Here is a 14,142-nt window from a genome sequence, read left to right on the forward strand (position 1 = left end):
GAAGGCTGAAGCCTTCCCCTACATTGATTTCGGGTTTGCATAAAACTTATTCGAGATTCTTTTGATGTTCTTTTAAAGAGCGGTTTATTGCGCCGAGACAGAGTTTCTGCAGAAAGCAACTAAAAAAGGTGCTCAAAATCTATCCATACTGTCATTTCGAGCGTTAGCGAGAAATCTTTAAATAAGATTCCTCGGCACTATCGTTCCTCGGAATGACAATGGCGAAATGATCGGGAATAACGAAATATATTATTGAGTTCCTTGGAATCTAAGGAGGAGAAATGTTTGATTTTGATTTCATAGGCCTGGCCCATGCCATGGGGCAGGGCGGTGCAGGTGCCGAAGGCGCTCAGGGCGGCGGTTTTGCCGCGCTGGTGCCGATCATCCTGATGTTCGTGATTTTTTATTTTCTTTTGATCCGGCCCCAGCAGAAAAAGGCCAAGGCGCATCAGGAAATGGTTAATAACCTGAAAAAGGGCGACCGGATAATTACCAGCGGCGGCGTCTACGGCCGGATCACCAACATTGATGATCAAAACGCAACGGTGGAGATCGCGGAGAAGGTCCGCATCAAGATCACCCGCGGCAGCGTGGCCTCGCTCGCCCAGGAAGCCCCACAGGCCAAAAAAGAGGAATAAGCAAGGCAAAAATTTGTTCCATATGATTTTTCGGCAGGCACAGTGGCCTGCCCTACGGCAATTATGCCGGAATTTTGTAGGGTCGGCCACCGGGCCGACCAACTGAACTTGATTTGTAAAATTTAACCTGCTAAAAGGCATTGAGATCTGAGGCACTGAGCATTGAGATAATATAATAAGGATTTATTTTTTGGACTCTTACATCTCAATATCATTAATATCAACTTGGCGCCCTGTCATTCCGAGGAGCGACAGCGACGAGGAATCTTGAAAGAAAGATTTCTCGCTGGCGCTCGAAATGACCAACAGGCCGATCTCTCGGGTTAATGGCATTGCCTTATAGTTGAAGCCTAATACCTAAAAACCTAACACCTAAAACCTTATTTTAATATTACAAGAGGAATCCGGTTTGAAAAATGTTTCCTGGCGATTGCTGATTGTTTTCGGGGTTCTGATAATCGCCGCCGTATTGGTGGCCCCCACATTCAAACCCGGCTGGTGGCCGCATAGACAGATTAACCTGGGCCTTGACCTAAAGGGCGGCATGCACCTGGTGCTTGAGGTTGAGACGGAAAAGGCGGTGGAAAGCACCGTGGACCGCATCCGTGAGGAGCTGCGCTCTTTGCTGCGCAAGGAGCGGATTCGGCACCAGGGCATCAAGCCGGCGGGCGAGACCGGGCTTTCGGTGACCATCATGGACCGGGATGAAATTGAGGGTATTCGCAAGATTTTAAGCAACGAGTATGCGGATGTTGAAGTAAAATCCACCTCTCCGGTGGAAGCCGGTCTTGAGGTTAAAATCGGGCTGACAGACGAATGGGTGCAGGAGATCAAGAAGCAGGCCACGGAGCAGGCCCTTGAAACCATCCGAAACCGCATTGACGAGTTCGGCGTCAGTGAGCCGGATATCCGAATCCAGGGCCAGCGCCGGATTCTGGTTCAGCTGCCGGGTATCAAGGATACCGCGCGGGCCAAGGAGTTGATCGGCAAGACCGCGCAGCTTGAGTTTAAGCTCCTGGATGAGGAACATGACCTGGGGGCCGCCTTAAACGGCAACGTGCCGCCGGGAAGCGAGATCCTCTACCAGGCGGAGACAGCCAGCCAGAGCCCAGTCGACGCCAAGCCGCAGCCGTATCTTGTAAAAGAACAGACCCTTTTGACCGGCGCCCATTTGACCGATGCCCGGGTTCAGATCGATCAGCAGTTCAACGAGCCCTTTGTCTCCATTGAATTCGATCGCAAGGGCGCCCGGACTTTTGAGCGTATCACCGGGGAGAACGTCAAGCGGCGGCTGGCCATTGTGCTCGATGATAAGGTCTATTCCGCACCGGTCATCCAGGAGCGGATACCGGGCGGCACGGCCCGGATCACCGGCAACTTTACCACCCAGGAGGCCCATGACCTGGCGATTGTGCTGCGGGCCGGCGCCCTTCCGGCGCCTGTAAAGATCATCGAGGAGCGCACCGTGGGGCCCAGCCTTGGGCATGACTCCATCCGCGCGGGCCTTCTCTCCATGATCGCGGGCGGCATCCTGGTTGTTCTTTTTATGGTGATCTATTACAAGGGAGCCGGCTTAATCGCCGATTTTGCCCTGATTTTAAATATCCTGCTGATTGCCGGCGGATTGGCCGCGTTCGGCGCCACCCTGACCCTTCCCGGTATCGCGGGGATTATTCTGACCATCGGTATGGCGGTGGATGCCAACGTGATCATATTCGAGCGCATCCGCGAGGAAATGCGGCTGGGCAAAACACCCGGCGCCTCCATTGCCGCCGGATTCGATCGGGCGGGCCTGACCGTGTTGGATGCTAATGTCACCACCCTGATTGCGGCACTCGTGCTCTTTCAGTTCGGCACCGGGCCGGTCAAGGGCTTTGCTGTTACCCTGAGCCTGGGGGTTTTGGCCAGCCTGTTTACCGCCCTGATTATTTCACGGCTGATTTTTGACTATATTTATACCACCAGGCGGGTTCGGAGCCTGAGTATTTAATTCGAAGGATTCATTCATGGAAATTATAAAGCCCGGCACAAAAATCGACTTCATCGGCAGGCGGCAGATGGCCTATGGGTTTTCCGCCATTCTGATTCTTTTAAGCCTTGTATCCTTGATTTATCATGGCGGCCCCAAGTACGGGATTGATTTTGCCGGCGGCACCATCGTACAGATTCAATGCACGGAGGAGACCCGGATATCGGATATCCGGGCCGGCCTGGATGCCGTGGGCATGGGCGATGCCACGGTGCAGCGATTCGGTGCGGAGGCCAAAGGCGAGTATCTGATCCGCACGGACCAGTCATTAATTACAGGCGAGGGGTTTTCCGAAGAAGTCCGCTCTGCTGTGGCTGATGCCACCGGCATGGATGTGGTGGTGGAACGGGTGGAAATGGTCGGCCCCCAGGTGGGCGCAGATCTTCGGGAAAAAGCCCTGCTGGCCTTATTTTATGCCCTGCTGTTTATCACCATTTATATATCCGGCCGATTTGAGCTTAAATGGGTGTTAAGCGGGGTGATGGCGGCGGCGCTTATCGGCGCGGTCTATTTGTTTTCCCTGTTCGGCGTAAGCATTCCGCTGTTGATTGTGGTGGCCCTGGCGGTGGCCTTAATCATGTTCTGGCAGCTGCGGCTTAAATTTGCCATGGGCGCGATTGTTGCGCTCATGCACGATGTGTTCATCACCATCGGGGTTTTTTCCGTGGCTGGCATTGAATTTTCGCTGCCCATCGTGGCGGCGTTGCTGACCATCATCGGCTATTCCTTGAATGACACCATTGTGGTCTTCGACCGCATCCGTGAAAATATCAATAAACACGCCAGAAAGCCCCTGGAGACCGTGATCAACCAGAGCATCAATGAGACCTTAAGCCGCACCATCATGACCTCTGTCACCACGCTGATCGTGCTGATCTGCCTGTTTCTGCTGGGCGGGGCGATTATCCATGATTTTGCCCTGGCCATGATCATCGGCGTGGTTGTGGGGACTTATTCCTCCATCTATGTCTCCAGTCCGACCCTGCTCGTGCTCCAGGAGGCACCGGGCAAAGGCGCGGCCGAGGCCATGGGGCAGGCATAAACCTTTCTCTTATGCAAAACCTCCGTCATTGGGTGGCATTAAAATATATCCCAGGTGTCGGGGACTATTTGTATAAAAACCTGCTGGACCGGTTTGAAACGCCCGGCCGGGTGTTTCAGGCGTCCAAACAGGAGCTTATGGCGGTGGACGGCGTATCCGGCCGCCTGGCAGGCGATATCCTCTCCGGCCCGCCCGCGGCAGCGGTCAGCCGGGAGCTCTCCCTTATCCAGAAGTCCGGCTGCCGGGTTATTACCTTTTCAGATGAGGAATACCCGCCGCTTCTCAAAGAGACCCCGGATCCCCCGCCATATCTCTATGTTAAGGGCCAGATGGGCAGCTGCACGCAGTGCATCGCCATGGTGGGCTCGCGCAAGGCCACCCGGTACGGCATATCAATGGCCAGAAAACTGTCTGCGGAGCTGGCAGAGGCCGGTTTTACCGTGGTCAGCGGCATGGCCCGCGGCATTGACACGGCCGCCCATGAAGGGGCGCTTTCCATTCATGGGGAGACCATTGCGGTGCTGGGCAGCGGCTTATCAGTTATCTATCCCCGGGAGAACCGTCAGCTCGCCGCCCGGATCAGCGAATCCGGGGCCGTTATCTCCGAATTTCCCCTTGATGAAGCGCCCAATGCCTATAATTTTCCCAAAAGAAACCGGATTATCGCCGGCATGAGCCTGGGCACCGTGGTGGTTGAGGCGGCCAGCCGGAGCGGCTCGCTGATAACAGCGAGGCTTTCCGGCGAGCAAAGCCGGGAGGTATTCGCCGTACCGGGCAATATAAATTCCAAAACCAGCACGGGCGCGCATAATCTGTTAAAGCAGGGGGCCAAGCTCGTGGAGACGGCCCAGGACATTATTGAAGAATTTCCCTTTCTTTTCTTGAAATCTGATATGAATCGCGGTAATGACCACACCGTTAAGCCGGTACAGAATTTAACCGAAGCGGAAAGCCGGGTCTATGAGCTGCTGGAGCCTTATCCCGTACATATTGATGAGCTCTCCCGGCGGCTTGAGATGGATGCCGGCCGGCTCTCCGGCATTCTGATGGCCCTTGAAATAAAAGGCCTGGTCTCCCAGACGCCGGGTAAGTATTTTGCAACAGTTTAGCGAAGCTATAATAATGATTCATTCCTTTTTCCTTCCCCCTTTGAAAAAGGGGGATCGAGGGGGATTTTTAATGGAGTACACATCGTGAGCAAACCGCTGGTTATCGTTGAATCGCCGACCAAGGAGCGGACCCTTAAAAAATACCTTGGCAATCAGTACAAGGTGGCCTCCACCGTGGGGCATATAAAGGACCTGCCGCAGAAGGAGTTCGGCATTGAGGTGGAAAACCGCTTTCAGCCCAAGTACGTGACCGTGCCGGGCAAGCAGAAAGTGATCAAGGCCTTAAAGACCGCGGCCGAAAACTCGGACGAGGTCTATCTCGCCCCTGACCCGGACCGCGAAGGCGAGGCCATTGCCTGGCACACGGCCAATATCTTAAAGCGAAAAAACGGCCCCACATTTCACCGGGTGCTGTTTCACGAGCTCACCAAAAAAGGGGTGCAGGAAGCCCTTTCCAAAACCGAATCCTTAAACGAGAACAAGTACAAAGCCCAGCAGACCCGCCGGATCCTGGACCGGCTGGTGGGGTATGAAATTTCGCCCATCCTCTGGAAAAAGGTCAAATACGGGCTTTCCGCCGGCCGGGTGCAGTCCGTGGCCGTGCGCATGATCTGCGAGCGCGAGCGCGAGATCCAGGTCTTTGAGCCGGTGGAATACTGGTCCATCACCGCGCACCTGGAAGGGGACAACCCCCCGCCGTTTGCCGCCAAGCTGTCAAAGAAAAGCGGCAAAAAAATTACCATCTCCAATGAGCAGGAATCCAACGCGGTTTTAGATGAAATCAAGCAGGCGGATTTTATTGTTGATAAGATTGTCAAAAAAACCGTCAAGCGAAACCCCTATCCGCCGTTTATCACCAGCAAACTCCAGCAGGATGCCATCCGCAGGCTCCGGTTTACCGCCAAAAAAACCATGACCGTGGCCCAGCAGCTCTATGAGGGCGTGGACCTGGGCCAGGGCGAATACGTGGGCCTGATCACCTATATGCGGACCGACTCCACCCGGATTTCCGCTGAAGCCGCAAACGAGGCCCTGGATCATATCCGGCAGACATTCGGCAGTGACTATGCCCTGGACAAGCCCCGGTTTTTTAGAAATAAAAACAAGGCCCAGGATGCGCATGAGGCGATCCGGCCGACATCGGTATACAACACCCCGGAAAAGGTGGCCCCGTATCTGTCCAAGGATCAACTCGCCCTCTACAAGCTGATCTGGAAGCGGTTTGTGGCCTCCCAGATGGCCCAGGCACTGATCGATCAGCAGACCATCAATATCAATGCGGGCAGCTACCTGTTTACCGCCAGCGGCTCAACTATTAAGTTTCCGGGGTTCCTGGCGCTTTACCAGTCTGCCGAAGATGAATCGGACGCCAAAGGCAGAAACGGCGAGAAAAACGAGCTGCCCGAGCTTGCCGAGGGCATGAAGCTTGCGGTCAAGCAGATTGAGCCCAAACAGCATTTTACCACCCCGCCGCCCCGCTACTCCGAGGCGTCGCTGGTCAAGGCCCTTGAGGAAAACGGCATCGGCCGGCCCAGCACCTATGCGGCGATTTTATCAAATATCCAGGACAAGGGCTATGTGGCGCTTGAAAAAGGCTACTTTCATCCCAGCGAACTGGGCTGCATTGTGAGCGACCTGTTGGTGGAGAATTTTCCGGATATTTTTAACGTGGATTTTACCGCCCAGATGGAAAACGACCTGGACCGGGTGGAGGCTGCCGAGGTGGAGGCCTTTGATGTGTTAAACCGGTTTTACCAGGTGTTTGAAAGCCGGGTCACCAAGGCGGCCGAGCAGATGCAGAGCGTTAAGGGCGTTGGCGTGCCCACGGATTTGAACTGCCCGGTCTGCGGCAAGCGCCTTTACATCAAGGTGGGCAAAAACGGTCCGTTTCTGGCGTGCGAAGGATATCCGGACTGCACCTATTCCCGGAACTATACCCGGGATGAAAAGGGCCACATCCATCCCATCGAGCCCGACCATGAGGCGGCCGAAGGCGAGGTCTGCGACAAGTGCGGCCGCCAGATGGTGGTAAAACAGGGCAAATACGGCGATTTTCTGGCGTGCAGCGGATACCCGGATTGCAAAAACACCCGCTCCATCAACGGCAGCGCCAAAAACGCCCCCTCCACCGGGGTTAAATGCCCCCAGGAAGGCTGCGACGGCGAACTGGTGGAGCGAAAATCCAAGCGCGGCAAAGTATTTTACGGCTGCAGCCGCTTCCCGGACTGCACCTATGCCCTCTGGGACAAGCCCATCCCCAAACCATGCCCCCGATGCGGCGCCCTGTTCTTAGTTGAAAAAACCACCAAAAAGGCAGGGACCGTGCTCAAATGTATTAATGAGGCGTGCGGGTATAAGGAATAAGGTGTAAGGTTTAGGGTGTAGGGTGTAAGGTGTTAGTTTATGTAAGGGAAGGCTTACCCTCTGTAGGGTGGATAAGCGCCAGCGCATCCGCCAATATGAGGCTGTATAATATTCCAGACTCCTTGACAAAAACATAGGGGTAGGGCACCTATAAAAATATGAACCCCCCACTTTTAAACAAAGATAAAGAAAATATTATCGCTGCCGTTAAGCAGGAAATGGCTGAAAATGATAATGTGGCCGCCGCATATATTTTCGGCTCAATACTGGAGCCGGGCATTTTTAATGATATTGATATCCTGATCCTTCCCGAGAAAAACGCATTAAATGACATCTTCCTGATATATGAGATTTCCGCCAATTTAGCTGAAAAGATCCACATATCATCAGATGATATAGATATGGTACTGCTGGATCTTGAAAAAACCGATCCCCTTATTCTTGGCGAGGCTTTAAAAAAGGGTCAGCTGATAAAAAATCAGAACCCCGATTATTTATCGGACAAGCTGGAAGAAGTCTCTTCCTTTTTTTTAATAAATGAAGCAGTTTTATATAGAAGGCAGGAATTGCTTCGGGAGCAATTAGAAGAATAAACGGTTATGGCCATCGATAAAGATAAGCTTTTGAAATATCTTAATGATATTGAGCGGCAAACGGCTGTTATCGAAACGGCTTTAAACAGGTCCAACCAAGATTTGCTTGCAGATACTTTAAAATTGAACGGCTTGAAATATGCGATTTTGACAAATGCTGAGGCAATCGGCAGCTGCCTTCAACATATCCTCGCCAAAAAATATTTTATAGCGATTACCGGCTATTCCGAGATAATAAAAAAGGCCGGTGAAAAAGAAATCATATCGCCGGATTTACTGAATAGATTGGTGCCCTTTATTCATTTCAGGAATATGCTTGTCCATCATTATTGGCGGGTGGAGGATGAAACCTTTTTGGAAAATCTCCGGCAGGGGGTAGATGATTTTCCCAGGTTTTGCCAAGAAATTAAGGAAATTGTAAAAAGCCTTTGATAGGGCCGGCCATTTCTTGGGATGACAACAGCCCTGAACCTTACCCTTACACCCTTGGCGGATGCGCTGTCGCTTATCCGCCCTACACCGTTATATGAGGCCGGCACGGTGGCCGGCCCTACGAGGCGAGGCGGCGGCACAGGCGGCGTAGGGCAGGCCACCGCGCCTGCCTAAAAGGCTCATGTTCAAGATTCCTCGTCGCTGCCGCTCCTCGGAATGACAATAGCCCTGAATCTTACACCTTATACCTTACACCCTTGGCGGATGCGCTGTCGCTTATCCGCCCTACACCGTTATATGAGGCCGGCACGGTGGCCGGCCCTACGAGGTGAGGGGCGGTACGGGCGGCGTAGGGCAGGCCACCGCGCCTGCCTTAAAGGCTCATATTCAAGATTCCTCGTCGCTGCCGCTCCTCGGAATGACAATAGCCCTGAATCTTACACCTTATACCTTACACCCTTGGCGGATGCGCTGTCGCTTATCCGCCCTACACCGTTATATGAGGCCGGCACGGTGGCCGGCCCTACGAGGTGAGGGGCGGTACGGGCGGCGTAGGGCAGGCCACCGCGCCTGCCTTAAAGGCTATCCAGATACGCCAGATCCTTATTCTGGGTCTTTTTGGTGCCGATGGCCAGCACCTCCACGCGGTTCTGGCTGGTTTTGCGGAAGTAAAGCCGGCCCCGGTAGGCGAAGATCACCTCAAATACCGTGGCTTTGCCTTTTTTGCTGAACACTTTGCGCTTAATATTGACAAGCGACGGATCATCATTTAGCTGGTGGATCAGCTCCTCGGCTTTCAAGCCTATATCCTCATCCAAATCCGAAAGCCCGTCCAAAGCCCGATCCGTAATATCAATGTTTTTATAAAGCACTTTAATGCGCCGGCCAAGCTTGTCAGCCACCTTCTCCTTCTGATGGTTCTGGGCCTGGCGGTCTTTTTCCAGTTCCTCGATTTTTTCTTTTAACTGGTTGATCTCCTCTACCTGTTCATTTTGCCTGGCCAGGTTTTCCTGCAGCCTTTCCTCCAGATTTTCAATTTCTTCAAAAAACTCTTCTTCCTCTTTTTCCGCTTTTTGCTTGGTCGATTCCAGGGATTTCTGGATCTCCTGATATTCGGATAAAAGCGCTTCCCGCTCATCCGCCAGCGACTGGGCGCGCTCCTTGTGGGAGTGCTCAAGATCCGCAAGCCGCTTAAGCTCCTCGGCTCGTTCGGCCTCCTCCCGTCTGTCGGATTTAAGGGCCCGGCGGTAATACGTATACAGCGTGGCCAGAAAAATCAGTATGTAGAAAAGCAGCAGGCTGACGGAAATAAGCGAATAGGGCGGGATTGATGCCGTGACCTCAAGGTTTAGGCCGTTGTTTAAAATCTCAAAGTTCTGCCCAGCCAGTTTAACCGGATCGGTGGGGAGGTTGTCAATGGTGGCGCTCTGATAGGCCGGGGGGTAAAGAATATTTCCCTGGTTGGTTCTTACCGTGACCTCAAGCCGGCCGCCAAGATCCGGAAAAACGCTTTCCTTTTTGTACTGATCAATGGATTCCTGGACAGCATCGGAGATCGGGGTGATGCCGTTTAAGACATCGTTTATTTCCGAGAGGTAAACATTTTTGATATCCCGTTCATACCATTGGCTCAAATACCCCTGCAAAAAGTGGCTTGAGAGCAGATAGAGCACCGGCGGCATCAGAATGCAGAAAAGGAGTATTTTAAATGACAGATATTTCATTAAATCGCCTTAAACCGGGAATTTTGCTATAGCGTAGAAAGAATCCGGCGCGCCTGCTCAGCTTCACCGAAGTCCGGGTCCATTTTGATGGCCGTTTTCAAGGCGTTTTCAGCTTGTCGGGTGTCCCCCTTTTTGTGATAGGCGACGCCTAAATGATAGTAAATTGTCGGATTGTCCGGCAGTTTTTCAATGCTTTGGGTCAACTCGCGGATTGCATTGTCATAGAGGCCCATTTTGACGTAGACCCAGCCCAGGGTGTCCTGGATGCGCGGATCGTCGGGCAGCTTTTGTTTGGCTTTTTCCGCCAGCCGCATGGCCTCATTGAGATTTTTCTCATTTTCCGCCAAAAGATAGGCCAGGTTGTTGGCGGCCGGCACAAATTCCGGGTTTTTTTCAAGCGCCTTGCGGTAATGGCGCTCCGCCATGTCGGTTTTATCCTGGGCCGCAAAAATGATCCCCAGCATCATGTGCGGTATATCATCGCGGCCGCCTTTTTCAACGGCTTGCTGATACTGCCTGATGGCTTCCTCGGTCCGGTTTTCGGATAAATAGAGCCGGGCCAGGGAATAGTAGGCCGGCAGATAATTCGGGTATTCGATAATTGCCGCTTTAAAGGCTTTTTCCGCCGGCCTGGTATTGTTTTTGGCCAGCTGGAGCTTGCCCTTCAGGTTATATATCACCGCCCGGTCCCGGGGGCTGTTTTCCATTTTTTTTAGGCGCAGGTCGCATTTTTGAATGGCGGTTTCAATCTGATCCGTTTTAAGGAGAATGGAGATCAGGTGAATGAATACATCGATATTATCCGGGTCCTTGGCCAGGGCGGTTTCAAAATTGGCTTTGGCGGCATCAAGGTTTTTTTCCTGCTGATGGATAAGGCCCAGCCGGTAATATGCCTCGGGTTTGTCCGGCGCCATATTCACCAGGGAGGTAAAATAGGATTTGGCCTGCTGGATTTGGTTTTCCCGCAGATAGATCTCGCCCATCATCCGGAGGGCGGTGTAGTGGTTCGGGGAGACGGAGAGCACGGCGTTTACGGCCTCTTTGGCGGGTTTTACGCTGTTTTCCCGCAGATAGAGCCGGGCCAGCAGAAGCTTGGCCTCATCATACTGGACATCATTTCGGCTCACCTTGCCAAATGAGACTTTGGCTTTTTCCGTCTCCTCATTCTGCAGGTGGGCCAGGCCCTTGAGGTAATAAAGGTGCGAGACACCCGGATATTTTTCCATCAGCGATGTCAAATAGTCTTCTGCCCCATCCGCCTGGTTTTCGGCCAGAAGGAGGCGTGCTTTCAGGATTTTGGCATCAATAAAATCCGGGTGCTGGCTGATGATGCGGTTAATATATTCGCGGGCCTTGTCAAAATTGTTGTTATCCAGATGAAAGCGGGCGATCTGGAGCTGAATGCCCGCATTCTGCGGCTGGATTTCAAGGGCCTTGTGATACATGGCCAGGGCTTTGTTTCTCAGGTTCCGCGCGGAATAATAATTCGCGGATTCAATATAGGGCCTGGGGCTCTGCGGATTGGCCTGAACCGCCTGGAGAAAGGCATCCTCGGATTTCTCCCACTGGTTGGCCTGCGCATAGACCCGGCCAAGCAAAAGGTGGACCTCGGAGCTTTCCGGATTGTGCTGGATCGCCTGGTGCAGCATATCTTCGGCTTTTTTGAACTCCTGGTTATGCAGATAGAACCCGCACAAGGCGACAATAATTTTGATGGAATCCGGATGCTTTTCTGCCGCGGTTTTAAGATACTGTTCCGCCTGTTCCGGCTTGCCCTGCTTGATCAAAAGCCCGGCAAGCGAGAGATAGGCCTGGGCGGAGCGGGGGTTTTGCTCCAGCATCTGCTTGTAAATCTCCTCGGATTTCTGGAGATTGTTTTGCATCTGGTAGATCCGGGCCAGCATATACTTGGTTGAAAGATCGCCGTTTTTGTTTTTTAACGCGTTATTTAACAGGTGTTCCGCCCGTTCCACGTCCTTTTGCAGCATGGAAAGAAATGCAAGCTTTAGCTGCACCTGGGTGAGCTCCGGGGCGAGTTCCACGGCCTTTGAGAGCGCCTCAACCGCCTTTGACACCTCGCCGAGCTTTAAGTAAACCTCGCCCAGATTGGCGTATCCGCCGGCAAATTCGGGATCAATTTCAATGACTTTTTGCAGGGCTTCCTTGGCGGCCGTATAATTTTGTTCTTCATAGAGGGTTTTTGCCTGCTCATAGTATTTGAGCTTGTCCTCGGGCTGGGAGGAGCAGCCGATAAGCAAAACCAGGACGCAGCCGAAGGAGAGCAGGCTGAGCAGGTGTTTGGAATTTTTAAAAGGAAAAAGGGCACTCATTTAAAAAGGTCCTTAAAGAGTTTATTTATGCGGCATTTAACTTTTCAATAATCCATTGCCGTATTAAGTCGTATTTTTTCAGGCCTTTTTGGTGAGCCAATTTTTCTATGCATTCGAGTTCATTTTGATCCAGATGGATATGAATGTTTTGGCCTTGGATGAATACAAATTCGGTAACTTCTTCAAGCAAATCTTCAAAATCAGTTATGTCGTGTTTATCCCAAAAACGAGCCAGTTCACTTATGGAATCGGTTTTAGGTAATTCTTGCTTTTTCATTTGTTTCTCCATTTTTGGTCTCGAGGAGGCCGGGCGCATCCATACCCGGCTGTCATTCTGGGCGACAATTTGCCGCTGCTGTCATTCCGAGCGGCAGCGAGGAATCTTAAGATTCCTCGTCGCTGTCGCTCCTCGGAATGACAGTGGCAAAGGTTGTCGCTCCGCGGAATGACATGGCCGAAAGCGTTCGGGTTTCGGTCGGCGCGGTGGCCGACCCTACGATGGTTTGGCATCATGCACAGCCTGTGTAGGGCGGGCCACCGTGCCCGCCGTAAAAAGCTCCATGCACAGTCTGTGTAGGGCGGGCCACCGTGCCCGCCGTAAAAAGCTTGCAGGCCGGGTATCCATACCCGGCTGTCATCCTATAAAAAAGACCGCATCCTTTAAGTCCCCCTTTATTATTGCAAAGGGGGATTTAATTGACTTCCTCCCCATATTAAGATACAAATCCGCTTAAAACAAGGATAACTCTCAACAAACCAAAGGATCAAATCATGCCGTCAGCAGACCGTTACCGGATTATGGGCCATATCTATGACCTGCTGGCCAGCCTCTACAGCGGCTGGCAGATTCCCCGCTGCAAGGAGGCCATGCTGGACCGTCTGAAGCCTGAGGATGAGGTCCTGTTTGCCGGGGTGGGGCGCGGCCGCGAAGCCAGAAAGGCCGCGGAAAAAGGCGCCCGGGTGACCGTGGTGGACCTTTCCGAAACCATGATAGACAAATGCAAAAACACCCTTGACGCTTGCCGCTTCAGCCATCCGGTCCAATACCTCCATGATGATATATTCAATGTGTCGCCGGATCATAAACAATACGATTATGTATTTGCCAATTTTTTCCTCAATGTGTTCAAGCGGGAGCAGATGGATCAGGTGGTGGGGCATCTTTCAGGTCTGGCAAAGCCGGGCGGTTATGTGGTCGTTGGGGATTTCGCGTTTCCGGAGGGCAATGTGTTTGCCCGGGCATTTAAGCATTTGTACTGGTATATTGCGGTCACCCTGTTTTTTCTCATCACCCGAAACGCGTTTCATAACATCTACAATTATCCTGAATATCTCAAAAAGCATGGGCTGCAGATAGCTGAGATCAAGTATTTTAAGGTGCTGGGTTTGAAGCTTTACTGGTCGGTGCTGGCAAAGAAGCCGAGGTAAAGTTCACAGTTCACAGTTCACGGTTCACAGTCAATAGTTAAGAAATTTCAAATTTCAAATAATAAACAAATCTCAAATTCCAAGCACCAAATATCAAACAAATCTCAAATAACAAATTCCAAATATCAAACAAGACCCCCTCGGCCGCTGTCATTCCGAGCGGATAGCGAGGAATCTTGAGTGTTAGCGAGGGATTTTAAGATTCCTCGTCGCTGTCGCTCCTCGGAATGACAGTAGCAAAGGTTGTTGCTCCTCGGAATGACAGGGGCAAAACCCTGAAGGGTCGGCACGGTGGCCGACCTTCGGCCGCTGTCATTCCGAGCGGATAGCGAGGAATCTTAAGATTCCTCGTCGCTGTCGCTCCTCGGAATGACATTAGCAAAGGCTGTCGCTCCTCGGAATGGCAGGGGCAAAACCCTGAAGGGTCGGCACGGTGGCCGACCCTACGACTCT

11 protein-coding genes are annotated in these 14,142 nt (G+C 52.3%); 8 read left to right on the top strand and 3 right to left on the bottom strand.

The window, feature by feature from the left end:
- Window positions 1-281: 281 nt before the first annotated feature.
- The 7 genes from yajC (at window position 282) to U5L07_10715 (ending at window position 8,207) form a co-directional block, all read left to right on the top strand.
- Window positions 282-638: a preprotein translocase subunit YajC gene (gene yajC, locus U5L07_10685; protein MDZ7832207.1), complete on the top strand. Its 357-nt coding sequence runs from the start codon at window positions 282-284 to the stop codon at window positions 636-638.
- Between the two features lie 409 nt (window positions 639-1,047).
- On the top strand, window positions 1,048-2,628 hold the full coding sequence (gene secD / locus U5L07_10690; protein MDZ7832208.1) for a protein translocase subunit SecD: 1,581 nt from the start codon (window positions 1,048-1,050) through the stop codon (window positions 2,626-2,628).
- Window positions 2,629-2,644: 16 nt separating this feature from the next.
- Window positions 2,645-3,709 carry a protein translocase subunit SecF gene (secF, locus tag U5L07_10695; protein ID MDZ7832209.1) on the top strand — a complete coding sequence of 355 codons (1,065 nt, stop codon included), beginning with the start codon at window positions 2,645-2,647 and terminating at the stop codon, window positions 3,707-3,709.
- A 68-nt stretch (window positions 3,710-3,777) separates the two neighbouring features.
- The gene (gene dprA, locus U5L07_10700) at window positions 3,778-4,818 is read left to right on the top strand and encodes a DNA-processing protein DprA (GenBank protein ID MDZ7832210.1); all 1,041 of its coding nucleotides are present in this window, start codon (window positions 3,778-3,780) and stop codon (window positions 4,816-4,818) included.
- Between the two features lie 84 nt (window positions 4,819-4,902).
- On the top strand, window positions 4,903-7,182 hold the full coding sequence (topA, locus tag U5L07_10705; GenBank protein ID MDZ7832211.1) for a type I DNA topoisomerase: 2,280 nt from the start codon (window positions 4,903-4,905) through the stop codon (window positions 7,180-7,182).
- A gap of 158 nt (window positions 7,183-7,340) precedes the next feature.
- Complete coding sequence (locus U5L07_10710; GenBank protein MDZ7832212.1) at window positions 7,341-7,775, top strand: nucleotidyltransferase domain-containing protein; 435 nt, start codon at window positions 7,341-7,343, stop codon at window positions 7,773-7,775.
- 6 nt (window positions 7,776-7,781) lie between these two features.
- On the top strand, window positions 7,782-8,207 hold the full coding sequence (locus U5L07_10715; protein ID MDZ7832213.1) for a HepT-like ribonuclease domain-containing protein: 426 nt from the start codon (window positions 7,782-7,784) through the stop codon (window positions 8,205-8,207).
- Window positions 8,208-8,782: 575 nt separating this feature from the next.
- Here the strand turns inward: U5L07_10715 and U5L07_10720 are convergent.
- Genes U5L07_10720 through U5L07_10730 form a run of 3 tightly spaced genes read right to left on the bottom strand, consistent with a single transcriptional unit; the run spans window position 8,783 to window position 12,538 of the window.
- Complete coding sequence (locus U5L07_10720; GenBank protein ID MDZ7832214.1) at window positions 8,783-9,931, bottom strand: hypothetical protein; 1,149 nt, start codon at window positions 9,929-9,931, stop codon at window positions 8,783-8,785.
- Window positions 9,932-9,957: 26 nt separating this feature from the next.
- Window positions 9,958-12,261 carry a tetratricopeptide repeat protein gene (locus U5L07_10725; GenBank protein MDZ7832215.1) on the bottom strand — a complete coding sequence of 768 codons (2,304 nt, stop codon included), beginning with the start codon at window positions 12,259-12,261 and terminating at the stop codon, window positions 9,958-9,960.
- Window positions 12,262-12,286: 25 nt separating this feature from the next.
- A complete protein-coding gene (locus U5L07_10730; GenBank protein MDZ7832216.1) occupies window positions 12,287-12,538 on the bottom strand; it encodes a CopG family antitoxin in 252 nt (83 codons plus the stop codon).
- Between the two features lie 494 nt (window positions 12,539-13,032).
- On the opposite strand from U5L07_10730, the gene U5L07_10735 reads away from it, so the two are divergent.
- On the top strand, window positions 13,033-13,689 hold the full coding sequence (locus U5L07_10735; protein ID MDZ7832217.1) for a class I SAM-dependent methyltransferase: 657 nt from the start codon (window positions 13,033-13,035) through the stop codon (window positions 13,687-13,689).
- Window positions 13,690-14,142: the final 453 nt, after the last annotated feature.

This window comes from Desulfobacterales bacterium, assembly GCA_034520365.1.
Lineage (GTDB): Bacteria > Desulfobacterota > Desulfobacteria > Desulfobacterales > Desulfosalsimonadaceae > M55B175.

What these genes read in the sequence shown, in the direction of transcription:
- U5L07_10725 (MDZ7832215.1), bottom strand. Translation starts at nt 12,261, where the DNA reads ATGAGTGCCCTTTTTCCTTTTAAAAATTCCAAACACCTGCTCAGCCTG.
- U5L07_10710 (MDZ7832212.1), top strand. Translation starts at nt 7,341, where the DNA reads ATGAACCCCCCACTTTTAAACAAAGATAAAGAAAATATTATCGCTGCC.
- U5L07_10720 (MDZ7832214.1), bottom strand. Translation starts at nt 9,931, where the DNA reads ATGAAATATCTGTCATTTAAAATACTCCTTTTCTGCATTCTGATGCCG.
- U5L07_10730 (MDZ7832216.1), bottom strand. Translation starts at nt 12,538, where the DNA reads ATGAAAAAGCAAGAATTACCTAAAACCGATTCCATAAGTGAACTGGCT.
- U5L07_10735 (MDZ7832217.1), top strand. Translation starts at nt 13,033, where the DNA reads ATGCCGTCAGCAGACCGTTACCGGATTATGGGCCATATCTATGACCTG.
- yajC (MDZ7832207.1), top strand. Translation starts at nt 282, where the DNA reads ATGTTTGATTTTGATTTCATAGGCCTGGCCCATGCCATGGGGCAGGGC.
- secF (MDZ7832209.1), top strand. Translation starts at nt 2,645, where the DNA reads ATGGAAATTATAAAGCCCGGCACAAAAATCGACTTCATCGGCAGGCGG.
- U5L07_10715 (MDZ7832213.1), top strand. Translation starts at nt 7,782, where the DNA reads ATGGCCATCGATAAAGATAAGCTTTTGAAATATCTTAATGATATTGAG.